Source organism: Vibrio floridensis, assembly GCF_021852965.1.
Taxonomy (GTDB): Bacteria; Pseudomonadota; Gammaproteobacteria; order Enterobacterales; family Vibrionaceae; genus Vibrio; species Vibrio floridensis.
The window spans coordinates 424,104-450,309 of record NZ_JAKGCY010000001.1 but is presented as its reverse complement, the minus strand read 5'-3'; the positions used below and the strand labels follow the sequence as shown (position 1 = coordinate 450,309).

Annotated in this window: 20 protein-coding genes and 1 pseudogene; 10 read left to right on the top strand and 11 right to left on the bottom strand. The window is 47.6% G+C overall.

Going from position 1 to position 26,206, the window contains the following annotated elements:
- Positions 1-47: 47 nt before the first annotated feature.
- The 3 genes from LZU85_RS01795 to LZU85_RS01785 form a co-directional block, all read right to left on the bottom strand.
- On the bottom strand, positions 48-2,528 hold the full coding sequence (locus LZU85_RS01795) for a beta-mannosidase (protein WP_237286216.1): 2,481 nt from the start codon (positions 2,526-2,528) through the stop codon (positions 48-50).
- 164 nt (positions 2,529-2,692) lie between these two features.
- A complete protein-coding gene (gene fdhF, locus LZU85_RS01790; protein ID WP_103193679.1) occupies positions 2,693-6,892 on the bottom strand; it encodes a formate dehydrogenase subunit alpha in 4,200 nt (1,399 codons plus the stop codon).
- A gap of 293 nt (positions 6,893-7,185) precedes the next feature.
- A complete protein-coding gene (locus tag LZU85_RS01785; RefSeq protein ID WP_060533241.1) occupies positions 7,186-7,482 on the bottom strand; it encodes a hypothetical protein in 297 nt (98 codons plus the stop codon).
- A gap of 262 nt (positions 7,483-7,744) precedes the next feature.
- Between LZU85_RS01785 and LZU85_RS01780 the strand changes: the two genes are divergently transcribed.
- The gene (locus tag LZU85_RS01780) at positions 7,745-8,404 is read left to right on the top strand and encodes an HAD family hydrolase (protein WP_103193678.1); all 660 of its coding nucleotides are present in this window, start codon (positions 7,745-7,747) and stop codon (positions 8,402-8,404) included.
- On the opposite strand, the gene LZU85_RS01775 is transcribed toward LZU85_RS01780, so the two are convergent.
- From LZU85_RS01775 to kduI, 5 genes are all read right to left on the bottom strand, one after another.
- A complete protein-coding gene (locus LZU85_RS01775) occupies positions 8,401-9,168 on the bottom strand; it encodes an IclR family transcriptional regulator (RefSeq protein ID WP_060533237.1) in 768 nt (255 codons plus the stop codon). The two genes, LZU85_RS01780 and LZU85_RS01775, sit on opposite strands and share 4 nt — an antisense overlap.
- 140 nt (positions 9,169-9,308) lie before the next feature.
- Entirely contained in the window at positions 9,309-10,616 is a 1,308-nt protein-coding gene (locus LZU85_RS01770; RefSeq protein WP_085761549.1) for a TRAP transporter large permease, read from the bottom strand.
- Between the two features lie 10 nt (positions 10,617-10,626).
- Complete coding sequence (locus tag LZU85_RS01765) at positions 10,627-11,154, bottom strand: TRAP transporter small permease (protein WP_103193677.1); 528 nt, start codon at positions 11,152-11,154, stop codon at positions 10,627-10,629.
- 56 nt (positions 11,155-11,210) lie between these two features.
- Entirely contained in the window at positions 11,211-12,200 is a 990-nt protein-coding gene (locus tag LZU85_RS01760; protein ID WP_060533231.1) for a TRAP transporter substrate-binding protein, read from the bottom strand.
- A gap of 30 nt (positions 12,201-12,230) precedes the next feature.
- The gene (gene kduI / locus LZU85_RS01755) at positions 12,231-13,070 is read right to left on the bottom strand and encodes a 5-dehydro-4-deoxy-D-glucuronate isomerase (RefSeq protein ID WP_103193676.1); all 840 of its coding nucleotides are present in this window, start codon (positions 13,068-13,070) and stop codon (positions 12,231-12,233) included.
- A gap of 506 nt (positions 13,071-13,576) precedes the next feature.
- Between kduI and LZU85_RS01750 the strand changes: the two genes are divergently transcribed.
- Both LZU85_RS01750 and LZU85_RS01745 read left to right on the top strand, forming a co-directional pair.
- On the top strand, positions 13,577-14,017 hold the full coding sequence (locus LZU85_RS01750; RefSeq protein WP_103193675.1) for a PTS sugar transporter subunit IIA: 441 nt from the start codon (positions 13,577-13,579) through the stop codon (positions 14,015-14,017).
- Between the two features lie 11 nt (positions 14,018-14,028).
- On the top strand, positions 14,029-15,432 hold the full coding sequence (locus LZU85_RS01745; protein WP_103193674.1) for a PTS fructose transporter subunit IIBC: 1,404 nt from the start codon (positions 14,029-14,031) through the stop codon (positions 15,430-15,432).
- A 57-nt stretch (positions 15,433-15,489) separates the two neighbouring features.
- Here LZU85_RS01745 and LZU85_RS01740 read toward each other — a convergent pair.
- A pseudogene (locus tag LZU85_RS01740) lies at positions 15,490-15,843 on the bottom strand (EamA family transporter); the annotation flags it as partial.
- A gap of 72 nt (positions 15,844-15,915) precedes the next feature.
- Here LZU85_RS01740 and LZU85_RS01735 point away from each other — a divergent pair.
- The 3 genes from LZU85_RS01735 to LZU85_RS01725 all read left to right on the top strand — a co-directional run bounded on the left by LZU85_RS01735 (position 15,916) and on the right by LZU85_RS01725 (position 18,361).
- Complete coding sequence (locus LZU85_RS01735; RefSeq protein ID WP_237286215.1) at positions 15,916-16,122, top strand: hypothetical protein; 207 nt, start codon at positions 15,916-15,918, stop codon at positions 16,120-16,122.
- Positions 16,123-16,369: 247 nt separating this feature from the next.
- The gene (locus LZU85_RS01730; protein WP_103193673.1) at positions 16,370-17,581 is read left to right on the top strand and encodes a hypothetical protein; all 1,212 of its coding nucleotides are present in this window, start codon (positions 16,370-16,372) and stop codon (positions 17,579-17,581) included.
- Entirely contained in the window at positions 17,582-18,361 is a 780-nt protein-coding gene (locus LZU85_RS01725) for a hypothetical protein (protein WP_103193672.1), read from the top strand.
- A gap of 17 nt (positions 18,362-18,378) precedes the next feature.
- Here LZU85_RS01725 and LZU85_RS01720 read toward each other — a convergent pair whose 3' ends face one another.
- Complete coding sequence (locus LZU85_RS01720; protein ID WP_237286214.1) at positions 18,379-20,244, bottom strand: fructose-specific PTS transporter subunit EIIC; 1,866 nt, start codon at positions 20,242-20,244, stop codon at positions 18,379-18,381.
- Positions 20,245-20,484: 240 nt separating this feature from the next.
- Between LZU85_RS01720 and LZU85_RS01715 the strand changes: the two genes are divergently transcribed.
- Positions 20,485-20,784 (top strand): PTS fructose transporter subunit IIB, encoded by a 300-nt coding sequence (locus tag LZU85_RS01715; protein WP_015727454.1) that lies wholly within the window; start codon positions 20,485-20,487, stop codon positions 20,782-20,784.
- A gap of 8 nt (positions 20,785-20,792) precedes the next feature.
- Positions 20,793-21,572 carry a PTS sugar transporter subunit IIA gene (locus LZU85_RS01710; RefSeq protein WP_047111565.1) on the top strand — a complete coding sequence of 260 codons (780 nt, stop codon included), beginning with the start codon at positions 20,793-20,795 and terminating at the stop codon, positions 21,570-21,572.
- Here LZU85_RS01710 and LZU85_RS01705 read toward each other — a convergent pair.
- Positions 21,564-22,403, bottom strand: a complete 840-nt coding sequence (locus tag LZU85_RS01705) for a helix-turn-helix transcriptional regulator (protein WP_011082233.1) — start codon at positions 22,401-22,403, stop codon at positions 21,564-21,566. The two genes, LZU85_RS01710 and LZU85_RS01705, sit on opposite strands and share 9 nt — an antisense overlap.
- A 416-nt stretch (positions 22,404-22,819) precedes the next feature.
- Between LZU85_RS01705 and LZU85_RS01700 the strand changes: the two genes are divergently transcribed.
- Both LZU85_RS01700 and manA read left to right on the top strand, forming a co-directional pair.
- The gene (locus LZU85_RS01700) at positions 22,820-24,721 is read left to right on the top strand and encodes a PTS fructose transporter subunit IIABC (protein WP_237286213.1); all 1,902 of its coding nucleotides are present in this window, start codon (positions 22,820-22,822) and stop codon (positions 24,719-24,721) included.
- A 108-nt stretch (positions 24,722-24,829) separates the two neighbouring features.
- Positions 24,830-26,047, top strand: coding sequence for a mannose-6-phosphate isomerase, class I (gene manA, locus LZU85_RS01695; RefSeq protein WP_237286212.1), 1,218 nt, complete (start codon positions 24,830-24,832; stop codon positions 26,045-26,047).
- Positions 26,048-26,206 lie beyond the last annotated feature (159 nt).

The following is a 26,206-nucleotide window of genomic DNA, read 5'->3' as shown; positions in this document are numbered from 1 at the left end:
AATCGCTCACTGTGGCCTGACTGTGTTGCATCCTTATCTTGATCGTTTTACTGCATCAAATGATACACCTTGAGGGTGTTGGCCATGGTTTCTGTATCTTCTCCGAGAAACTCAATGGTCACGGCTTGGTTTGCGAGTAAAGTGATGCTGGAATCGCTGAATCGCCCCTCGGTATCACATTCTAAATGGACATAAAAGGCCGGTTTGTCTGCGATCAAGGTGATGTGATTGCCTTCGATGCTTACCTCAATGTCGGCTTTGGCCATAGGCAAGCTCTTGAGCTCGTGAGTGGGGAACCATGTGTTATTGAGTGGCGATAGGTTGGCGAGGGTATCGCCATTCACTCTGGCTTCAACGTAAAAGAAACCGTGTTTGAGGCGAGCTGTATCCAGTTCATTTTGCCACACCACTTGATTGCTGTCCGCGCCCGCACTCTGCGTAAAACACCAACTTTGCTCTACCTCACCTTGCCAATTGATCCAACTGACCCGTCCGCTCACTTCACAGGCTTGGCGGGTGTCGTTGAGCAAATGCAAATTCAACGCTGCGCCGCGCGCTTCATTTTGCGACGTTTGGGGCTGAGAGAAGATCAGTTGCACCGGTGCGAAAAAGCGTTTCGCTTGGTAGTGCAGCTGTTTCCAGCGGCCACTGTATTCCAAACTCGACCACGAACTCACAGGCCAGTTGTCGTTGAGCTGCCAGTAAAGAATGCCTCGGCACACTGGGGAGATGGCGCGCCAATGTTCGCTGGCGGTTTTTATTGCCATTGACTGCTGCACTTGGCTGAGATAGAGCATCTGTTCAAAACTGGTTGGGAAACGGAAGTAGCGAGTGAACATCTCGGTAATGATGCTATTCCCTCTTGGGTTCTTTTGGTGCACTTCAAAGGTGGGTGAAGTGATGTTCCAATCCTCCTCTGGTACAAAGCGTTTGACTTCCGCCAAAGAAGGCCAAGACTGAAACCCAAATTCCGAGCAAAAACGGGGGTTAACGCTTTGATAAGCCGTAAACGGTTTACCGGAATGCCACACATCCCAAAAATGCATGTCGCCTTTGTTGTCGTCGTGCCATGCATCGCCAAAATCGAGTTCACCGTTGCAGGGGGAACTTGGCCAGAAGGCTCGGCTGCTATCAATGCCGGCAATGGTTTTTTCAATATGGCGATTGAGGCGATCGTAATTGACCGTGTATTTCACTTTGTTTTGTCGCGATTCGTCGTACCAACCAATCGCTCCAATGACTTCGTTATCACCGCACCAAAGCGCAACGCTCGGGTGTTCACGTAACCTTGGGATTTGATACGCCAGCTCTTGGGAAACCTCTGCTAAGAAGGCATCGTGACTGGGGTAAAGTGAGCACGCAAACATCATGTCTTGCCACACCAGCAAACCAAGCTCGTCACACAAACGGTAGAAAACATCGCTTTCGTACTGCCCACCGCCCCATACGCGAATCATGTTCATGTTGGCATCCACCGCACTTTGTAAACGCTGGCGATAGCGTTCTGGTGTTTCTCGAGATGGCATCGCATCAATCGGGATCCAGTTCGCCCCTTTGGCAAAAATCGGCACGCCATTGACGACAAACTCCATCGCTGAACCAAGGTCGTCTTGTTGTGTATTCAGCGACAGTTGACGCAGGCCAATCCGTCGGCAGAGATGCTGCTCCTCACAACGCACAGAGGCGGTATAAAGTGGCTGTTCGCCATAGCCATTTGGCCACCACAATCGCGGTTTTTCGATCTCAAACTCGCACACAACAACGCCCGTTTCCCCAACTTCCATCCGCTGCTCTTGCTCTGCCAAACGGAACTGAAGTGACGTCGGCAACGTGGTTTCGATGTCGGCACTCAGCAACACCTTTACACTGCCATCGTCGCGCCATTGCTGCTCAGTGGTGAGTGATTTCAGCCAAGTGTGATTGACCGCTTGCAGCTCAATTTCATCGTAAATACCAGACACCATCAAGCAGATGCCCCAATCCCAACCAGAGTGACATTGGGTTTTGCGGATTAAGTTCATGTGCGGCAGTTGATTGTTGCCCATCGCAGAAGGGATCACAAAGGGCAGTGCTTTGGCACGCTGATTTGCTTCTTGGTCTACTCGACGAAATTCTACGCGCACTTGGTTTTCCCCTCGTTGCAAAAAGGGGCGAATATCGACTTGATAACGCGCAAACATGTTGCTGCATTCAAGCACTTTGTGTTCATTGATAAACAGCGTCATCAAGGTATCAACACGCGTGAGGCTCATCCATATGGCTTGGGCCTGAAGGAGAGATTCATCAAGCCAAAGCGAGCGTTCGATGTGCCAATCGACTTGCGCGATCCATTGTGCTTGTTTTTCGTTTTCGCCCCAATAAGGGTCATCAATAATGCCCGCTTGCAAAAGCGCGGAGACGTTGTCGCCGGGAATGATCATCGGCACAGAAATGTCAGGGCGTTGAGGAGAAGTGAGTCGCCACTCACCATTTAAATTAAGCTCAGCAGAATGTAAGGATTGGGAAGCAAAAGTCGCATGCGAACGCATAGTAAAACCTATTGTGTTGTTATTGGCTTTGCTCAGTGTAGTGGCCCATATCCCTGATTTTTTCAAGGTATTGTTAACGACTGATAAATTGCGGCGTACTTCAAGAAATAAAAAGGCTCACACTGGGTGAGCCTTTGAATATAGGGTTGCTAGTTAGTGGTAACTTACTCCACCAGTGCAGTGTGCAGTTTCTCGATGCGCACCGCCGCCACTTTGAACTCTGGGATCTTCGCATGAGGATCGGTCGCCGTGGTGGTGAGTCGATTCACTGGCGACTCAACAAAGTGGAACGGAATGAACACCACGCCAGCTTGCATACGCTTAGTGACAAACGCCGCGATTTCAATTTCACCACGACGGGTTGAGACTTTCAGCATGTCGCCATTGCCAATGCCGAGCGCCTCGGCATCTTGCACGCTGATCATCGCTCGTGGCCCCGCAAGATTGTTCAAACCCTGCGTTTTGCGCGTCATGGTACCGGTGTGGAACTGCTCAAGAACACGCCCTGTGGTAAGCACCAGTGGGTACTCTTCATCAGGCAGTTCTGCAGCATAGCGAAACGGGATCGCCTCCATCTGGCCTTTACCACGAGTAAATTGCGTTTGGTGCATAATTCGCGTGCCTGCTGGGTTGTTTTTGTTGCTCGGCCACTGCACGCCTTCGCGGGTGATGTTGTCCCACTTGAGCCCTGCGTATTGCGGCGTCACGCGGGTGATTTCGTTGGTGATGTCTGCCACCGAACGATAATGCCAATCACTGCCCATCGCATTGGCGATCTCTTGAATGATTCGCCAATCTTCTTTTGCTTCACCGGGCGGATTCACCGCAGGATAAATACGCTGAACACGGCGCTCCGTATTGGTAAAGTGACCCGATTTTTCAGCAAACGAGCAAGAAGGCAACACCACATCGGCGTATTGTGCGGTTTCCGTAAGGAAGATGTCTTGCACCACCAAGAAATCCAGCGCTTCCAATCCTTCAATCACATGCGCCTGATTGGGGTCGCTCAATACGGGGTTTTCGCCCATCACATAAAGCGCTCGTACATCACGGCGACACGCCCCATCGATGATTTCGGTTAGGGTCAATCCCGGCTCTGCAGAGAGATTGGGTGCATCCCATTCAATGACAAATTTCTCGCGCACCAGTGGGTTATACACTTTTTGGTAGCCCGGGTAGTTATTAGGCAACGCGCCCATATCGCACGCGCCCTGCACGTTCGACTGCCCGCGCAATGGGTTGATGCCCCCACCCTCGATACCAATGTTGCCACACAACAGTTGCAGATTAGCGATAGAGCGAACGTTGTCATGCCCCGTGGTGTGCTGGGTGATGCCCATTGAGTAGTAGACGGCGGTGCGCTTCGCGGTACCGATCATCCGAGCCATGGCAAAAATGTCATCGGCTTTTACGCCCGTCACCAATTCGACTTTGTCGAGCGCATAGGCCGGCGACATCACCTCTTGCAGCATGGTATCAAAGCCATCGACACGCTCTTCGATGTACTCCATGTCATACCAGCCATTCTTGATGATTTGCTGCATCACGCCATTAATCAACATCACATCCGTGCCGGGGCGATGCGCCAAATAGAGCTCAGCGTGATCCGCCATGCCAATGCGTTTGGGGTCCGCTACAATCAAACGTGCGCCATGATGTCGAACCGCTTGTTTGATGTGAGACGCAATCACCGGATGCGCCGCCGAGGTATCCGAACCAATGATGAAGATGACATCCGAGTGCTTGATGCTTGGAATGTCGTTAGTCATCGCACCACTGCCCAGCGACGCCTCTAACCCGGTGACGGTCGATGCGTGGCAAAGCCTTGCACAGTGATCGACGTTGTTGGTGCCGAGTTCACGACGCATGAATTTCTGGAAGGCGTAGTTATCTTCATTGGTGGTTTTCGCCGAAGAGAACCCCGCCAATGCACGGCCACCGAAATCTTGCTTGATGATGCTGAATTTATCCGCAATTAAGCGGATGGCTTCTTGCCAACTGGCTGGCTGCAACCAACCATCTTTACGGATCAACGGCGTAGTGAGTCGCTCTTCACTGGCGACAAAATCGAAACCATAGCGCCCTTTGACACACAGCATGCCTTCGTTGACGGGTGAATGCGCCCCTTCGACATAGCGAATTCGGTTGGCTGCTTCGTCAACATGCATGGTCAACTTACAACCGACCCCGCAGTAGGTACAAATGGTGTCCACTTTCTTCAAAGGCGTTTCGCGGCCTTGCGAGCGATCGCGCGCATCGGTCATCGCCCCCACAGGGCAAGCTTGCACACAGGCACCACATTGCACGCAGCGTGAGTCGCCCATCCTCACCCCCTGACCACCGAAGTTCGGACGGCAATCCGGACGCACCACAGGGCGACCTTTTTCAAGGTTCATGAAACTCAATACACCTTGCACTGACTGTTCACGGCAAGCTTGAATGCACTGACCACAGCTAATACAGCGGTTCGCATCAAAGACAATAAACTCAGAACTGTGGTCGATCGTGTATTTATGACGTGGGTCGTTTTGACGCAATGCTTGCCACTCATCATGGCTTTTGATGTTCACCGAATAGTGGAAGTGCTGTTCCGCGCCATACTCAGTGGCGTAATCGCGCAGGTCACACGACGTGTTGACTTGGCAACCACATTCTAAACAGCGCGCCGCTTCCGCCATCGCTTCGGTGTTATCAAAGCCCAATTCGACTTCTTCAAAGCTTTGCTCGCGCTGCTGAGAGGTCAGCTCAGGCATGATGGTGCGCGCCACTTTCTGCAGGTGAGAAAAATGAAGCGGGTCGACCTGTTTCAACTTCTGCTCTTTACGAGAATTGAAGGGCTTAAGGGGAATATTTTCCATGTCGCCATCGAAGAAACGGTCAATGGCCTGCGCAGCGATGCGCCCATCCGCGACCGCTTCAACCGCGGTAGCTGGACCACGGCGAAAATCACCGATACTGAAGATATTGCCGGTGCCACTGTGCATGGTTTCTGGATTTGCATCAGCGGTATTCCAACGAGTCAGAGGCAGCGTTAACGCTTCCCCTTGCATAAAGCTCAAATCGGCTTGTTGAGAAACCGCAGCAATCACGGTATCAAAGGCTTCGGTGAAATACTCACCCGTCGCTTCAGGTCGGCGGCGACCAGAGGCATCGGGCGCACCCAGCGCCATTTTTTCCAGCTTCACTGAGCACACTCGCCCATGTTCGTCGGCGATGTTCTGCGCAGGATTGGTCAGGAAGTGAAACTTGACGCCTTCATGTTCTGCTTCTTCGATTTCGTAATCTTCCGCGGGCATTTCATCGCGTGTACGACGATAGATCAAGGTGGTATCCGCCCCCGTTCTCACTGCCGTCCGCGCGCAGTCGATCGCCGTGTTACCCCCACCGATCACCGCCACTTTTTTGCCTGTGGTGAAACGCTGCTCAGTGACAAAATCTTTCAGATAATCCACCCCTAAATAACAACCATCAAGATCGCTACCCGGGTAATCCATCGCCACCGCTTTTGAGGCACCCACTGCCAAACACACCGCATCATAGTCTTGGCTTAACTGCGACAAACTGATGTCTCGACCCAGTTTTTTATCAGTATGAATCGCCATACCGTTGCGACACATCAACGCGATCTCTTTATCGAGAATGCTCTTCGGTAGACGATACTCGGGAATGCCATAACGCAGCCAACCACCCGCTTGTGGCATCGCTTCAAACACATCCACCTGATAGCCTTCATTGGTAAGGTAATAGCCCGCAGTTAAACCACCAGGGCCACTGCCGACAATCGCAATACGTTTGTTTTTGTCCGCTTTTTTCTCGGGTGTGTAGGCTTCTTGCGCAGCAAGGTCCGCGTCCGCAGCGTGGCGTTTCAGTTGGCGGATAGCAATCGCATCATCCACCAGCGAGCGGCGACATTCGGATTCGCAAAACGCAGGACAAACGCGGCCAATTGACAAAGGCATCGGCAGCGTGCGTTTGATCACTTCAATCGCTTTTTGATGGTCGTTTTGCGCAATATGGTAAAGATAGGATTGAATGTCCACGCCCGCTGGGCACGCCGTTTTGCACGGCGCTTCGCAGTCGGCGTAGTGGTCACTCATGATGCGGTTGAGCGCCTGTTTACGATGCGCAGACAGCGCTTCGGATTGCGTGTTTACCGTTAGGCCGTTGTAGACTTCAAGCTCACAAGCTCGGCGAGTACCGCCACTTTCGACCTCAACAACACACAAATCGCATGGGATCTTCTCACCAGAACGATTCATGCCACACAGAGACGGAATCTCAACCCCACACACTTTGGCGGCTTGCAGAACGGTTTGCCCCGCCTCAACGATACGGTATTTACCGTCTATGACAATTTGGATCATACGTTACCCCTTAGGCCGGGATGTTTCACCGGACTTTGGCAGCAAAAAAGCAACGTAGTTACTTTAAACGAGGCCACTTTCCAGCCTCGCTGAGCTACTTCAATTGTTATCATTTTTAACCCTAGTAAATTTAGGGGAATCTCCGTGTGACATCATACTCAATATCCATAACTTTCCTAGGGAAATATCATGCAGAATGTGAAGCAGATATAAGCAAAAAGGCGCTGCACAGCAGAGCCTTTACTCTAATTTGTTCAAATGATAAATGAGGGAAATAGTAGAAGAATTGAACATTAGTTGAGCGGTTGTTCACTTTCCTTGAAGCGCTGATCGGCCAAACCAAACTCACCAAGCACATAAACAACACTCCCAATCACGGCGAGCGTTTCATTTGGCTCGCGTGGTGGCGCATCGGCAGTAGGGACAGTGCTGCGCATCCCTTTTTCCAAACAAGCGTCGCTAAAACATTCCGGCGGAATGGGCGCCTCTTCAAGTAATTTGGACTCGGTTAATTGATGTAGAAAAATCTCTGACTCTTGCGCCCATAGTGGCAAAGAAACAGCGCATAGCACCACAAATAGAGACTTCATATTCAACACCCTCAACTTATTGACGCAAGGAATGATAGCAGTTCAATTTAATTTTGCACGGCGTTTTTTATTTTCAATAATCTCAACCAAATATTCAGAGGCGAAAGCAGTTTCTCCCGACAAACAATTGCAGCCAAAAACAATAGCCACCAAAAACACCTGACATAAACCTGCAATAGAAATGACGTAATCTCATCACACCATGCTTGCTCCTCTCTCTGCGATAGTCGAGCCCAGCCAACACCAACCCAAGAGATGTGCGATGCCTTCACCCCTATATGTATTTGACCTTGATGAAACCTTAATTCAAGGCGATTGTGCGATGATCTGGAATGCGTTTCTGGTAGATAAAGGCATTGCCACTTCTCCAGATTTTATCGCCGAAGACCGACGCCTTATGGCGTTGTATGCACAGGGAAAAATGGACATGGAAGATTACCTGCGCTTCTCCATCGCTCCCCTTGCAAACCTCACTACCAGTGAGGTTGAGCAGCTGGTCAAAGAGTGCGTTGAAACGCGCATTGTGGATAAGCTTTTCCCGCAAGCGAACACGCTCATCAACCACTTGGCCAATGAGGGAATAGATATGCTGATCATCTCTGCCAGTGTCAGTTTTTTAGTAGCAGAAGTCGGCCGATGTATCGGAATCCGACAAACTTTAGGCATCAATATGCGGGAAGTTCATGGCCGCTATAGCACAGAAATTGAGGGCGTACCGAGCTACCGCCAAGGTAAAGTCACTCGATTACAACAGTGGCAAGAAACTCAGCCAAAGCACTACGGCGAGATTCACTTCTATACCGACTCCATCAACGATTTACCCTTGTGCGAGTACGCCGATTTCGCCTATTTGGTGAATCCCTGTCCGCAACTTAAGCAACATGCCCATCGCCCCAACTGGACGGTATTGCATTGGGGTTAAACTAAGTGCTGGCTCAGTTGTTTCGCGACCGTCATGAGCTGTTGTTTGGTGTATTCCAAATCCTCAATGTGGTGGTGAACGGTATTGGAGTTTAAGGTCATATAAGGCACAGTCAGCACCGCAATCACATCGCCTAGCACGCCAAATAGCGGAACACTGATATTTGTGACACCCGATATTTGAGGGCTTTCGCCAACGTAGTAGCCAGATTGCAATGTTTGATCTAGCTGGCTTAAGGCATGGGATATCTCTTCTTTGGTCGCCCCTGACTTTTTGAGAATTTCTTTACGCTGCGCATCATCACTGAAAGCCAGCAGTACAATTCCAGAACCTGATGAACAAACGTCTATCTGCGAACCAAGACGTAAGCTAAAACCCATTTTGTAGGGGCTTTCTTGGCGTGCGATCACAATCAACTCACCATTTTTATACCGTGTTAAATGGCAAGATTGATTCACTCTATGGCACAGTGATTCCATTGCTGGCGCGGCACGTTTAAGCAATTGAGCCATAGGAGGATGCTGATTCGATAGCGCAAACATTTTCAATGTTAACGAGTAGTTTGAGCTTTCAGAGTCATACTCAATATATTGGCGTTCGATCAAGACCGACAACATGCGGAAAATTTCTGAAATACTTCGGTTTAACTTCTCGGCAATTTGTTTTTTTGAAAGCGGCTCACCATGAGTAGCCAGTAATTCCAAAATTTCTAAGCCCTTTTCAAGCGCTGGCGCTCGATATTCAGTTTTCTTTTGCGATTCCATAGACACACTTATTGATAGGCATTGCGCAGAATACTACAACAAGTTCCAGAGAAAGGAAGGCACTTAACGCTACCTGCGTCTCGGTTACGTTGAGAAATCATCAAAGTTACCGAGACGCAAATCGACTTATAAGATGGTACTTAACGAATTAACCCCATCGCCTCCGGTAGCGCCATCGAAATAGCAGGGACATACGTCACCAACATCAGCACCAATGCAATGACGAAGAAGAATGGCAATAAGGTTTTCACTACGCCATCAATGCTCATACCACTGATTTTGCATCCGGTGAATAAGATCGGGCCTACGGGTGGCGTAATCGTCCCTAACGACAAGTTAAACACCATTAAAATACCGAACTGAACCGGGTCCATACCTAAACCCACACAAATCGGCAGAAAAATGGGGGTAAAAATGAGCACCGCAGGTGTCGGATCCATGAAGGTTCCAACAAACAATAAGACCAAATTGATCACGAGTAGGATCACAACAGGATTGTCACTGATGGAGGTCAGTACACTGGCGATCATTGCCGGGATCTGGGTAAACGCCATGACCCAAGACATGATTGAAGAAGCGGCCAGCATAAAAATGACAATAGCCGACATCTTAGCGGTGTTCAGGAAGATGGCGGGGAGATGCTTGAAACTTAACGTACGATAGCAAAAGCTGAGTAACAGCGAATACACCACCGCAATGGCAGACGCTTCCGTTGCGGTAAAGATACCACCTAGAATCCCGCCAATGACAACCACAATCAATGACAAACTCGGAATGGCATCCAACGTCACTTTGATGCAGTCATTGAGAGAAAGGGCATTTCTGGCAATATAGCCCCTTTTCTTCGCCATGATTCCAGCGACAACCATGACACCCAACCCCCATAAAATACCGGGAACGTAGCCTCCCATAAATAGAGCAGACACCGAAACACTTCCCGCAACGGTTGCGTAAACGATCAGCGTATTGCTTGGAGGAATAAGCATTCCCGTTGGAGCAGAAGCAATATTGACCGCCGTACTATACGCTTTGTCGTAGCCCTCTTTCTCTTGAATAGGTGACATGATTCCCCCAACGGCTGCAGCGGAAGCAACACCAGAGCCACTTATCGAACCAAACAACATATTCGACACGACATTGGTTTGTGCCAAAGAACCTGGGAAGAAACCACTAATGATCTTGGAAAAGTTGATCAGCCTTATTGCAATTCCACCATTATTCATGATGTTACCCGCCAGAATAAAAAATGGGATCGCAAGTAATGCAAAGGAGTCGAGACCTACAAACATACGTTGTGCAGAGGTCACCATGGCTCCCTGAGGTGGCAAAATGACCAACATTGCTGCAAACGAGGAGATTCCGACACTAATACTGATTGGTGCTCCAATCACTAAGAAGAAAACAACACCACAAAACATAACCAGTGATGCGGTTAAAGCGAGATCCATATCGATTCTCCTACTGACGACGTGATAGTAGTTGTTTCAACCGCAGCACCAAGTGCATTTGGTTGTAGAAGAAATAAAACACCATCAACACGCCACTAATGGGAACAGCGGCATAGATGACGCCCATCGGAATTTGCAAAGCAGAATCAAGCTGCCACATCTGCCGAACAGAACTGTTATAACCACCAAAAATCATGATTGAGAGTGCGAAGGTGACGGTGGTCAGTTCAATCAATATTTCCAGTAAAATCTGTATTTTTTCGTTAAATTTCTGCTTGATGAAGGTAATGGACATGTGCTCTTTTAAGCCAAATACGTAAGCTGCACCAAACAAAATTAACCAGATAAAGAGATAACGTGACAGTACCTCACTCACGGCGCTCGGGCTATTAAACAAATAGCGAACCACCACTTGATAGGTGACCAAAAGAGTCATTGCGCCAACGATGGCAATACAGATGCTGGATAATAGTTTGTCTACCCAATATTTGAGCCCGTCGACAGCACGAACCACTCCATAATTGTGGAATTCAGACATAGGTAAATACCTCGATTGGCTGGGTTGAAGAACCCAGCCATTGTGAGCGAGAAGAGTTATCGAAGCGCTGCAATCTTATTGAATAACTGCTTTTGTGGTGGCGTTTCGGTGAGTTCACTTTGCAAGTTCTGACAGCTTTGCTGAAAAGGTGTGATATCAACCTCCGTGAATATGGCTCCCTTCTCTTGTGCGACCTGTCTTGCTATCTCGATTTGTTCACCCCAAAGCTTAAATTGGTTCGGTGTGCTTTCCTTAGCCAGCTGACGCAAAGTCGCCTGATCTTCTTTCGACATGGTGTTCAAAAAGTAGCTGCTGATCACCATCAGATCCGGAACCATCAAGTGACGAGTCACTGAGAAATATGGCGCTACTTCATATTGCTTCATGTCTACATAGGTGATCTCGTTGTTCTCAGCCCCATCTAAAACACCTTGTTGGACAGCGGTATACACTTCACCAGCACTCATGGGGACACCTGTTCCCCCCATGCAAGAAAGCATTTTGATCATACTGTCAGATTGCATTACACGGATTTTTTTACCTCGCATCTCTTCAACCGTCGTGGTTGGAGCACCCTTGGTATACATGCTTCGCGCTCCTGCGGTATAAGCCGTAAGCACTTCAAAACCATAACGCTTAGTGGAAGCAAATAGTTCATCCAATACCCCTGAAGTGAACACCGTTTCTTGATGCTCCATCCCACTATAGACATAGGGCATGCCGATAATACGGAAGGTTTTATCGTAATTCTCAACCAGTGGATTAGCCACCATGGCCATTTGAATAGCGCCATTTTGGACCAACTCCAACGCCGCGCGCTGGTCACCTAACAATTCATTGGGATATATCGTTAACTTGTAGCGTCCCTCTGTTTGCTCCTGCAATTTTTTACCGAATTCTTGTAAGGCAACGTACTGAGGATGTTGATCTGACTGATTAAACGCCGCTTTGATTTCAGTGGCAGCGTTGACTACAGCAGAAAAGCTCATCGCACTGGTTACAAACGCAGCGACTGTAGCGAGTTTAAGTGTTTTTTTCACCAACATAGTGATTACTCCGTAAGGTACATTTTGTTGTTATTTGATCTGTTCCATATCGACAAAATCCATGTCATCGAATGTTTGGTTTTCTCCTAACATCCCCCAGACAAAGCTATAGTTTTGCGTGCCACACCCTGAGTGGATCGACCAACTGGGAGAAAGGACCAGTTGTTTATCTCGCACCACGATATGTCGAGTTTCATCAGGTTGACCCATGAAGTGAAACACCACATGTTCTGGAGCGATATTGAAGTAGAGATAAGCCTCCATTCTTCGTTCATGAGTGTGTGCAGGCATAGTGTTCCATACACTTCCGGGCTCCAGATGCGTTACCCCCATACAGAGTTGGCAAGTGCTGACTACCTCAGGATGCAAATATTGAGTGATTCGGCGTGCATTAGCATTCTCAGCCGAACCGAGTGTCAGTGTTTTGGCTTTATCTCGATTGATAAGCGTTGAAGGATAGTGGTGATGGGCAGGTGCACTTAAACAGTACAGCGCGGAAGGTTGAGAATGATCTAGCGCCTCAAACTCTACGTCAGACTCCCCCATCCCTAAATACAGCGCATCAAGGTAGTCCAAAGTATAGGTTGCCTCCCGAGTTTTCACTCTTGCAACTCCACCCAAGTTAATCACACCGAGTTCTCTTCGCTGTAAGAAACTCTCAACGCCGAAAGCCTTACTGTCGATGAAATCATCAAGTCTCAATGGTTCATTATCTGGACAAACGCCAAGAGCGACCACACGATCAATATGACTGTAAACCACATTTATCCCATTGGTTTTGAACAAATTTTCATTCAAAAACTCAAATCTTAAGCGCTGTGTGTCGTAGTGTTTTGCATCCAGTGGATTGCTGTTGTAGTTGGTATGCATGATTACCTCCATGTCGTTAAAACCAGCCTAACAACCATTCAAATATGATCAATAGAGTTCATATATGAAGAGATAATTTTTGTGACAATATCGATCAATATTTTTGAAACGGCGTTTACTTTTATGATCTGTAGCCAAATTCAGCAAAATCATTAGCGAAAGGTAAGTAATCATTTAACAAGAGATTTGTCACAAAAAACGCAGGCGATTAATACGTCTTTAGTAAACAAGTGAGAGAAACTGTCCTACCAACTCTATGTGGCTTAACGTAGCTACTGGCGCATCAACAAATCTTCGTGGACTGAGTGGTGCTGAGTGATGGTCTGATCCAGTACGCATTAGTTTGAAAAGAGAAAGTCATATTCACTACATTTTCAGAATGACTTCCATCACACTTAATTACGTGTGGTACAAAAGTATAGTGAGTGAATTATTTTTGCTATTTCGGTAAAACTCTACATCCATTAATTTTAGCTCATCAGTTAAATACCTTCATGAGCAAATAAATGATCACTGAACTAACAAACGTCAATTTAATTAAAGGCAACCTTCAAGCAAATAATAAAAAAGAAGTCTTTGAGGAACTCGCACAAATGCTATTCGAAAATAATCGAATCAGCAGCAAAGAGGCTTTTTTAACCGACATCGAAGCACGTGAAGCGTTAAGTGTCACTTCAATGGACGGCATCGCTTACCCGCACGCAAAAAGCAAAACGGTGACAGAGCCTGCCATCGCTGTTGGCGTAAAGCGCGAAGGCATCGAGTATGGCGACGAAGAGGGCGTCAAACCGACCGTATTCTTCATGATTGCTTCGCCAGATAACGGCGCAGACCACCATATTTATGTTCTTCAAGAATTATTCGGAAAATTTAGCGAAGAGTTTATTGAAGATATTCATAACGCAAAAGACGAACATCAAATTCTTAATATTTTAATTCAATCATAAGGCGTGAAATTATGAGTACCCTAACCGCTCAAGCTACTAATAATAGTAGCGATTTCAAAAAACTCCTAAGCACGATGAAAGGTCACCTTTTATTCGGTACTTCTCACATGCTTCCATTTATCGTTGCAGGTGGTGTACTACTGGCGCTAGCGGTCATGGCATCAGGTAAAGGTGCAGTTCCTGCGGACGGTTTATTGGCGGATATTTCTAATATCGGTATTAAAGGCCTGGTGCTGTTCCCAATTATTCTTGGCGGCTTCATCGGTTATTCCATTGCAGACAAACCAGCACTTGCGCCAGCGATGATCTCTTCTGGCATCATGGCGGATATGGGCGGCGGCTTCCTTGGTTGTATCGTAGCGGGCTTCATCGCAGGTGGTGTGGTATTCCAACTTAAGAAGATCCCTCTTTCTGCTAACATGACGGCGTTGGGCGCTTACTTTATCTACCCTCTTATCGGCACGCTTATCTCTGCAGGTATCGTTTTATGGGGTATCGGTGAGCCAATCAAGATCTTCATGGCTTCTATGAACGAATTCCTAGCTTCTATGGCTGGCGCTTCTAAAGTGGTTCTAGGTACGATTCTTGGTGGTATGACTGCATTCGATATGGGCGGTCCAATCAACAAAGTCGCAACGCTATTCGCTCAAACTCAAGTGGATACTCAACCATGGCTAATGGGTGGTGTTGGTATCGCAATCTGTACGCCTCCTCTCGGTATGGCGCTAGCAACATTCCTATTCAAGAAGAAGTTCACTAAGCAAGAGCAAGAAGCAGGTAAAGCAGCAGCAATCATGGGTTCTATCGGTATCTCTGAAGGTGCTATCCCATTCGCAGCAAACGATCCTGTACGCGTTCTTCCTTCAATCGTTGCTGGTGGTATCGTTGGCTGTGTGTTCGGCTTCCTAACAGACGTACTACTACACGCACCATGGGGCGGTCTAATCACAGCTCCTGTATCAAGCAACATCCCAATGTACGTTGTGGGTATCGCACTAGGCTCACTAACAACCGCTCTTATCGTTGGCTTCTGGAAACCAGTCGCGGAAGAAGAAGCAGAAGACGACATCGCAGAAGCAGCACCGATGCAAGCTCAAGCGGCTCCAGCAGCCGGCGAAGGCGAGTACGACATCGTCGCAGTAACATGTTGCCCATCTGGCGTAGCACACACATTCATGGCAGCGAAAGCACTAGAGAAAGCAGGCGCGGCAGCGGGAATCAAGATCAAAGTAGAAACTCAAGGTCAAAACGGTATCCAGAACCGCATCACAGACCTAGATGTGGCAAACGCGAAACTGGTGATTCTGGCTCACGATATCCAAGTGAAAGATGCACACCGCTTTACCAACGCGAAAGTCATCGAATGTTCGACCAAGGAGGCAATGAAAAAAGCCGCCGAACTTATCCAAGCTTAAACCTTAAGCTCCTCCCCCAGAGCCCTTTCCCCCAAGGGCTCTTTTTTATTTCCAGCATTAGGTTTTGCTGACTTGAGGAGAATAGCGTGACAACGTTTGCCCCTTCCCTGCTGGTTTCACAATCAAACCGATGCCCACAAAAAACAGGACACACGCGAGAATTTGCGCACTGCCAAGCACTTCATCATACATAAAATAACCAGAGACCAAGGCAAACACGGGCACCAACAAAGTCAGTGGTGCTGTGGTACTGAGTGGGTAGCGAATCAGTAGTCGGTTCCACACCCAATAACCAAACAAGGTGGTGGGATAAGCTTGAAAAACCACCGCCACGGTGGTGCTGACATCCCAAACCTTCACTGCTTGCTCAATGATCTCAGGGCCATAGAGCGCCACGGCAAAAAACAAAAGCTGGCCTATCTCGCCTTTTTGTCTGAACGGCTACCAAGTAAAGTGAATATCAGTCACCCACAAGGAGGCATGGTGCTCTGGTTGCAAGTTCCTGGTTTGAATCTGAGCCAGTTCGCCGCGTTGCTCGAAGAGAACCGGATCGATATCCGCTTAGGGCGACTGTTCAGTACGTTGTCGCTCTACAACGACTGTCTGCGCATCAACATTGGGTTTGAATTAACCCAAGAAGTGCAAGATGAGCTGAGTCTGCTCGCTGCAGCAATAACCCAATCTCAATAATAAACACCATTTTTTCCAAACATAACAATTACATTAAAATAAGATAAAAGTCACAAAAAGGATCAGCTTTATATTTAAGAGGCGGTAAACAGACAACTAAAACCATTAAACCCTATGTTTCACACATGTAATTAACATCCTATTTAATTACAAAAATTTGTTATATTTGTCTAAGCACGAACATTACTATGTAGAGATTTAACTTTCATTTGATAGTTTACAGATTTTAAATTAGCGAGATCATTTTATGACTTGGAAACTGATAAACCAAAATCCAACTGTTAGCAATGCTAGAGATGTAATACCTATCAATGAAAGCTGTTCACATTTAGCAAAGCTAGGAATAAATCCCAAAATACTCGGTGATGGAGAAATTAACTTAACTAGGCAAGCTCTGATGGCTTTTAAATTAATGACTGACTTTGATAAAAAGAACGTTATTAAAGATATTAAATATGTAATAAAAAATCCAAATAGTGCATGCCTTGTAAAACATAAAGCAAATCCATTTTGGCGCATAGCAAGAAATATCAACCCTTTCAAAAATTATCATTTCATGATAATTTACAGGTTGACAGATTCTGGAACAATAGTAATTGAAGATATTGTTTTAGATACATCATTACATGGTCGACGTGTTGAATCTAAGCATCAACGTACTTTGTTATACGATATTGAAAAAGTAGGAAAAGCTAGATATAGCGAAGAAAATTGTCTCAAAAAAGATGTACAAAATGCTTTAGAGGCTTGGAATGCAAATGGTTCAAGGATTGTTCCAAAAATAAACCGAGAACATGTGGCCGTTAATGGTATGAACAATGATTATAATACAGCAGCTAAGTTGATGGGTGTTCATACTGATATCGCATATCAAGATGATAACGTAGCTAGATACAACCTGTTTCATAATCCTACAGATGGAGCTGGATATGATTTAGTTGAATGCCTTTTCGATAAGACTAGGATATTTAAAAGTAGAAATTCTCAACAACTAGCATCTCTAATATTAAAAGCACAATCCGAAAAAAGAAAAGTAAAATGGACCGTACACAGTCAAGGGGCAATAATATTTCGATCAGCTCTAGAGCAAGTACTACTAAAGAGGCCAGGATTATCGCTTGAAGGACATGAGCTTGCAGTGCATGCCCCAGGGAGCCATTACTCAATTTTATCTATATTAGCAAAAAGTCTTAGAATGAATGTTCAAAAGTTACGCGCAAATCCGGGTGACTTCGTACCAAATATAATAGCTTTCAATGGAATTACAAGCTTAACTAAGTTAAAGCTAAGTTCAAATCCGGACTTGATCCGTGCATGTCTCCACTCAACAACAGAAGGAGGAAGTCCACACACGCTTCCTTATCTTGGTCTTAGGACCTACGAGAGGCAACTAAGAGAATTGGGGCTTGAAAAAAGAGCCAATTTAATCTCAAAATACGAGAAAAAAGGCAAATACTAAATGAGCATACTTTCATTTTTAAAAAAGAAATATCGATTTGGTGCTAATATATTGCAATCCAAAAGTAAACTATATCGCCTTGGGGATTTAATTTGCGAAATTAAAATACCATTAGGATTTCATGAAGGGATTAGTAATAAAAAACACTTACAAAACAAAATAGAATTCGATGTATTGAACAATGAACTAAACTCTTTTAAGCATGAAGAATACATATTAATCGACTTTTTAGATTGGCAATATCATACATTATTTCCTTACCCTATGGGTTATAGTTTTTTAGGAAAGCTAATATTCAATTTAAAGCTAGTTCCTTATGTTGACAATTTGAAAAAGCATAGGGAGTTAGAAGATATAAAACAAGACATTGAATATAGATACGATGGTTTTTATAATGCTGATAATTATGACTCTGAGACTGGAAGAGGATATAATAAACACCAATTACGTCAAATACATGAGCAATATAGTGAAGCATCCGTTGCAAATGAAGAAGTTAGAAATGCTTTTATTCAAGAAGAAATAGATCTTTCATTGGTAAAAATACCTGATATCAAAATATCTACTCATTATGTAAAATATGAATCCTCACGTAGCTTGACATCGTTAAAAAATCACTATTGTTTTTTGTTTAATAATGACTTCTACTTAGTCATCGACTTTACTCACGACGGATGGAATGACTCATATATGGCGTTGTGCTTAGATGATGCTTTGAGAGCAGAAGAAATTGTCATTTCATCATTCCATCTCACTGATTATTTAGAGCAAGGGGCTTAAACTCCCCTTCTTCCCCATCAACGTTTCATCTGCATCAATGCCGCGGCATTCAAAATCGCATCTTTGGTGGTGACGTCGATGACTTTGATGTGTTTGAAACGTTCGGGTTCTTTGATGGCGACGTCGTGGGCGAAGATCACCAACTTGGCCCTTTGAACATCTTTAGCGGTAATTCGATTAATGATGCCGTTGGCACCTTGCGTTTCCACTTTGATTTTCACTCCGAGCAGGCATGCCGCCTTTTCCAGCGATTTCGCGGCCAAGAAAGTATGTGCCACACCAGAAGGGCACGAAGTGACGGCAAGAATATCGGCTTGCCCCTCCCCCACTACCGAAGAGTATGCCAAGGTATCGCCTGGCGAATTCTCGTCTTCATTGACGGTTTTCTTCAGTGCAATGGCGATTAGCGCCGTGGTCATGGCACCAGCAATCGTGCCGACGATGTAGCCAATTTTCCCATCAACGACAGGAAGCACAATCCAGCCGCCCCAAGGTGCATGATTGAGCACTTGGAAGAGAAAGCCAATCACGTTGCCGACGATGCCACCAGCAATGATCGCCGGCAGCACACGTGCGGGATCTGCCGCCGCAAACGGAATCGCCCCTTCACTGATGCCAATCATGCCCATAATGCCAGCCGCTTTACCCGCTTCACGTTCATCACGTTTGAATTTACTGGGTGACAACAGCGTGGCCAGCGCCATCCCCAATGGTGGGGTACAAATTGCGATGCCGACCCCGCCCATCAACCAAGGTTGGGTGTTCACTTGCGTTTGGGCAAACAGCGTGGCGACTTTGTTGATTGGCCCGCCCATGTCAAACGCGGTCATCGCCCCCAGTACTGCGCCTAAAGCAACTTTGCCAGAATCGGCCATCGAGGCCAGAAATTGATTGAGCCATAACATGCTGCTGGCGATAGGAGAGCCAATCACCCACATGATCGCGCCACAGGTGATGAACGTTCCGACCAGAGGATAGATGAAAATGGAGCCGAGCGAGCTCATGCTGTCGGGCAGTTCGATTTTTTTCAGCTGACGCACCACAAAGCCCGCCCAAAAGCCCACAATGATCGCACCTAAAAAGCCCGTATGGTATTGATTGACCGCAATCCAAGTGCCAATCATCCCCGGCGCTAAACCCGGTTTGTCTGCCATGGAATAGGCGATGTAACCACCAAGTACCACGGTAAATAAGGTTAGGCCAGCAATGCCCATTTGCGCGATGTCCGCTAATACCCCCTGCTCTGGCACGGCGCCATGGCCGGAGATCATTACAGAAAGCGACAGTAACACCCCGCCCGCGACAATAAACGGCATCATATGAGAGGTGCCAAACAGCAAATGCTCCTTAATACGCGCGACGCGTTGCGCCATCGGGCTAAGCGGCTGATGAACATACTCACCCATGCCATGCCCTTGCGTGGTGTTTGCACCGTTGTGGTCCACAAACAACGCTCGCGCCTGATCGACATTTTCCGCGGCTTTGAGCTTCTCAACAAAACCCTCTTCAATCAATTTACTGGAGATTTGTGCCAACACTTCAATGTGGTGATGATCTTCGCCATCGGGGGAGGCGAGCATAAAAAACACGTCGGAAAGCTGACCATCTTCCGCGCCATAATCAATCCCTTGGCGGCTGATCCCCACCACCACAGCGGGTAAGGCAACAGCGTGACTTTTGGCGTGGGGAATGGCAATTCCCTCTTCAAAACCGGTATTGCCAATCTCTTCTCTTAGCCAAATATCCTTTAAAAATTGCTGTTTATCGGTCAATTTCCCCGCTTTATCCAACAACTCCACCAATTCAATCAGCACTTCTTCTTTGCTGTTGGCGTTCAGATCTAAGCAGATGACTTCGGGTTCGATCAGGTTGGTCATATCCACGATGGCTTTACCTTGCGTTGTCCATACTGTTGTCCATGTTATTGAGGCGTGCGTTAGTTCGCGCACGCGCGCGTAGGCCTAGATTAACCAGCCAAGCGGTTTCAAAACATAGGACGAAAGATGCAATAACTGGATTTTTGTAACATCAAAAGCGAACTGTGAACTGGGTCTGCTGCGAAAAAGCCGCATTTGCCTTACGCTGTGCTAATATCCCGCCAAACGTTACCACGAGATAGTCCGATGAAAGTTGTTGCGGTCACCGCTTGCCCAACGGGCATTGCGCACACCTACATGGCGGCCGATGCATTAACCAAAGCCGCACCAAAGTACAATGTGCAGATCAAAGTCGAAACCCAAGGTGCGATGGGGATCGAAAACCAACTGACGCCTTATGACGTGGCCCATGCGGATAAGGTATTGATTGTCTCAGATATCGAAATCGAACAGCCTGGACGTTTTGAAGGCATGAACGTGGTGAAACTCTCCATCGAAGATGTGCTGCTCAACGTTGACAAAGTGTTTCTTGTCCACTGTCGCTGAACACCTGCATGATGCATGAATATCAAGTCACCTTCTTGGTGAACGATGTTAACGCCAGCGCTCATGTGGCCCAGCCATTGTCTCGTGTTGCGCGAAAGTTCAAAAGCACGCTACACATCATCAATATCACGCAAAATCGCAGCGCAGAACTGGCAAAGTCACTCGCGGTACTGCAAGTGGGGTTGCAAGAAGGGGATTTTTGCCAAATCACCGCCATTGGCATTGATGCCGAACTCGCCTGCTTTGTGATTAAAGACATGCTGTCGGATCACTTCACCGTGGTCGGTTCAAAGATCAACTATGAGTTTTCCAGCCATCTGGCCGAGCGTCTACCGCAAATTTGCCCACCTGCCGAGGTCAAATGGCACTATGCCAAAGCACACACCGAGCTCACCAAATTCGAGTGTTTGAAAGGGTTAGCGCAACTGATCTACCCCGTTTCGCCCGATGAACTGATTTTGGCGTTTATCAAGCGAGAAGAGCGTTCTTCCACCAGCGTTGCACCCGGCATCGCGATCCCTCATGTGATGTTTGAAGGCATTGAACACATTGCTGTGGCGGTGATCAAAAACGACGAATCGATGGATTGGGCTTCCAAAATGGGCGACGTGCATTTAGCCATTGCTTTGGTGATGCCAAGCAAACCCAATCGAGAGCAGATCATCGCCGCGACCAATTTAACGCGTAATTTACTGTGTGATCAGATGGTTGAGAGGCTACTGCTGACTCGCAGTGGCGTCGATCTGCAAGCGCTGCTGATGTACGCCATGTCGCGCCTGCTAAATTGAGGCGCGGTAATCGGTTGGTGTGCGCCCCGTGCGATTTTTAAACACGCGGCAGAAGTAGTTCACATCCTTAAACCCGCAGCGCAGCGCCACTTCATTGAGCTTAAAGTTATACTTCTTGAGCATAAACTTGGCGCGGTCCACCCTTACCCAAGTGATGTAATCGGCCAACGTCATATGCCCTTGCTGGCGAAACAGCCGCGATAAATGATTGGCAGAGATGCTAAAACGCGATGCAATACTTTCTCGGGTAATTGGCCGATGGAAATTCTCTTGGATATAAATGCAGATCCCTTGATAGAGATCTTGCACGCGGTTGTGCGACTGCTCAACGGGGGCATTGAGCATGGTTTTGGCGTATTGCAGCAAGGCTTGCAGCAACAACTCGTCCATCGGCTTTTTGTGATTTTCACGCGCCAATGAGCTCAGAGCTTCTAAGATGTTATCGATGGCAAAACCTGAACGGGTTTGGATACTGTGCTTTTGGATATCGTAAAAGTTGGCTTCGCCTTTACGTTTGCTCACCAAACTGAGCCCCAACTGGCGGCGACCAAACAACATACTCAGCACCGAACAATCGGTATCCCAATTCGGCTTATTCCAGCAGTTAGAAGGAATAAAAATCGCATCACCCGCTTTGGCGACAATTTTGCTTACTTTGCGATCGTGGCTTTCCATTTCATTAATGTATTCCCCATCCAAGACTAACTCCAAACGGGGAAAGTTAACCTGATAGCTAAATTCAGGTGGCGTATGAAAATCACCAGCGAACCAAATATGATGAAAGGATTCACGTTCATTTAGTACCGATGAAATCAAATCATCAAACATCATCTCTCGTCTCTCATCGCATTGCTCAATTCGTTTCGGCGTAAGGTATACAACGATTCTTACCAGCGCTCCTTGAACGAAATCACACTCCCAGCCAAATGATACAAAAATCCAGTCACAGCACCAATTCTCTAGTGCCCATTTTCTTATTTAAAAACAACAAACACACTTTAACTTAATGAAATAACAGAAATTTAACGTTAACAAAGACTAATTTAGAGGCAGAAACACTCACCAAATCTCATAGCGATCCAAATCACATTCAACTCATACCGATACAATTGTCCAGTAAATGTTCTATTTCTTCACTACTCGCTCGATCCGCAAAATTAAACAATACCTCTGACAAATACCCAGGCCACTTGGCGCAGCAGCGTGAGGTCGGCGCGGGATAAAAAAGACAAAACACAGAGGTTTCTATGATCAACCAACTGATTAATGCCAATTTAATTCAGCTTGATCTGCAAGCAAATACAAAACAAGCCGTTTTTGAAGAGCTGATTGACATCCTGCATTCGCAAGGACGTATTTCAGATAAAGCGGCCTTCCTGCAAGACATCCAAGCGCGTGAAGAGTTAGGCAACACTGGATTTGAAGACGGCGTCGCGATCCCTCATGCGAAAAGTGCCGCCGTGACCCAACCTGCCGTCGCCATTGGCGTGAGCAAACAGGGCATTGAGTACGGCGCAGAAGACGGTTTGCCTTCCAAACTCTTTTTCATGATCGCATCCCCCGATGGAGGCGATAACCACCATATTGAAGTGTTGGCTGAACTTTCTTCCAAGCTGATCGAAGAAGGCTTCATCGACGCATTCCTTAATGCCGAAAACGCCGAGCAGGCGCTGCAGCTATTGCTGAAAAAGGCTGAACCTGCGCCAGACACCCACCCATCGGAGAGCAAAGGGTTGATCATCGGTGTGACGGGTTGCCCTGCAGGCATCGCCCACACTTACCTCGCGGCAGAAGCAGTGGAAAAAGGCGCGGCGGCGTTGGGCTACCAAATCAAAGTGGAAACCAACGGCTCGATTGGGGTAAAAAACAGCCCAACCGCAGAAGAAATTGAACGCGCAGAGGCGATTGTCGTCGCGTGTGACAAGCAGGTCGACATGGCGCGCTTTGCCGGTAAACGTGTTGTCAAAACCAACGTCAAAGCACCCATTCGCGACGCTCAGAAGCTGATTAACGAAGCGTTAAACGCGCCAAGCTACCAAGCCGAAAGTGCCAGCACGCAGTCGGTGGCGAACAAAGCGTCCCAAGCGCGCTCTGATCTCTATCGTTTCTTGATGAACGGCGTGTCTCACATGATCCCATTCGTGGTCACAGGGGGTCTTCTGATTGCCTTAGCCCTTGCGGTCGGTGGCGAGCCAACCGAAGCGGGCATGGCGATTCCTCCCGGCAGTATGTGGAACCAAATTCTTGAAGTGGGCGTGGTTGCTTTCACACTGATGATCCCGATTTTGGCGGGTTACATTGCCTACGCAATCGCAGACCGACCAGCACTGGCTCCGGGTTTAATCGGTGGTTGGATTGCGAACAACGGCTCTTTCTACGGCGCTGAAGCAGGAACAGGCTTTATTGGTGCCATCATCGCAGGCTTGCTTGTTGGCTACTTCGTTAAGTGGATCACCTCAATCAACTACCACAAGTTTATTCAACCACTTGTTCCGATCATGATCGCACCTATCACCGCATCGCTGTTCATTGCTGGTCTGTTCATCTTTGTCATCGGCGCCCCTATTGCCAGCTTAATGGACGGTTTAACCGCCCTGCTCACCAGCATGAGTACAGGTAACGTGATTCTGCTGGGCATTGTGCTGGGAGGGATGGCCGGCTTTGACATGGGTGGCCCATTCAACAAAGTGGCGTTCTTGTTCTCTGTCGGCATGATTGCCAGTGGCCAAACCCAATTCATGGGCGCGATGGCGTGTGCCATTCCGGTTGCACCACTTGGCATGGCACTCGCCACCGCGATGGGTCGCAAGTTCGATTTATTTGAATCGTCAGAAATTGAAGCAGGTAAAGCGGCGGGCGCAATGGGCTTAGTCGGTATCTCGGAAGGGGCGATTCCATTTGCGGCGCAAGATCCGATGTCGGTTATTCCTGCCAACGTATTGGGTTCTATGGTTGCTGCAGTGATGGCGTTCTCTTTCGGCATCACCAACAGCGTGGCGCACGGTGGCCCTGTGGTGGCACTGCTTGGCGCGATGAACTACCCACTACTTGCGCTGGTTTGTATGGCCTCAGGTGCGGGTGTCACTGCGATCACTTGCGTGACGCTGAAGAAAATCCGCGCACAAAAACTGGCGGCCGCAACCGCTTAACTCCCCTATTTTCACCGTATGGCTTGGGCGCACGCTCAAGCCATCTTTTCGATGGTGACTTTTCTGAAGGTCACTTTTCTAAAGATAACTTTTCTGAAGGCAAGAAAGATGTCTGAGATTCTAGCTTCGCAAGCAACCCTGCCGCAGGCGGTGTTTTTCCCTATGACCAACCCGATACAAAACTATGCGTGGGGCAGCAAAACCGCCATGCAGCAATTGTTTGCCATCGAAAATCCAACCAATGAACCCCAAGCCGAGCTGTGGATGGGAGCGCATCCCAATGGTTGTTCATGCGTCACGATGGCAGGTAAGCAAGTTAAATTGTCTGACTTTATTGCGCAAAATCCAGCGCTGATTTTAGGTGAGCAGACCGCCGCACAGTTTGGGGAGCTGCCTTATCTATTTAAAATTCTCGCCGCTGAAAACGCGCTGTCGATTCAGGTGCACCCCAACAAGCAGCAAGCTGAATTGGGCTTTGCCCGTGAAGAGCAGCAAGGTATTGCGTTGACCGCCGCCAACCGCAATTACAAAGATCCAAACCACAAGCCAGAGCTGGTTTATGCGCTTACCGAATACCAAGCGATGAACGGCTTTCGCGCTATCGATGAAATTCTCAATGTCTTCACCGAGCTGGCGATTGACGAGTTGAGCTCCCTCGTGGATGCGTTCTCAAATGCCCCAACCGAACCAGGGTTGAGTGACTTTTTCTCTGGCTTACTCTCATTGCAAGGCGAAGCGAAAACCAACGCCGTAGAGGCCTTGATCCACCAAGCAAAACAGGTTGATTTGCCGCTCTTTGCTTTGATTGTTGAACTGGAAAAACAGTACCCCAACGACATCGGCCTATTCGCACCATTGATGCTCAATGTGATTACCTTACAACCGGGTGAAGCGATGTTCTTGCAAGCCGAGACCCCGCACGCCTATTTGCATGGCACGGGCTTAGAAATCATGGCCAACTCCGACAATGTGTTGCGCGCGGGTTTAACACCAAAATACATGGATATTGATGAATTGGTGGCGTGCACTCAGTTCAAACACAAGCCGTTGGAACAACTGCGCCTTGAGCCAAACCTGAGTGATGGCAGTCTGCACTACCCGATTCCTGTCGCCGATTTTCAATTTGCGATTTTACCGCCCGCAGAGACGCTGACGATCAACGTTTCCAGCGCGGAAATCTTGCTGCCTCTGGATGGCGATCTCGAACTCAACCACGCCAATGGCGAACGTTGTTTGCTCAAAAAGGGCCAATCGGTTTTCATTCCCGCTTACTGTGAACACTACACCATCACCAGCCAAGGGCGAGTGGCAAGAGCGTTGAGTTAAGCACCTTCGAGGGGCGCACTTCGCCCCTATTTTGGATGTGAAAGAACTTCAAATGATTAGAACTTTTTAAGCCTGACAATAACTAAATAACTGTTGCTAATTATGCTTCACTTTTGTCGTACGTGACCACCGCGGGGAAACGGCGAAACGTTATCCATA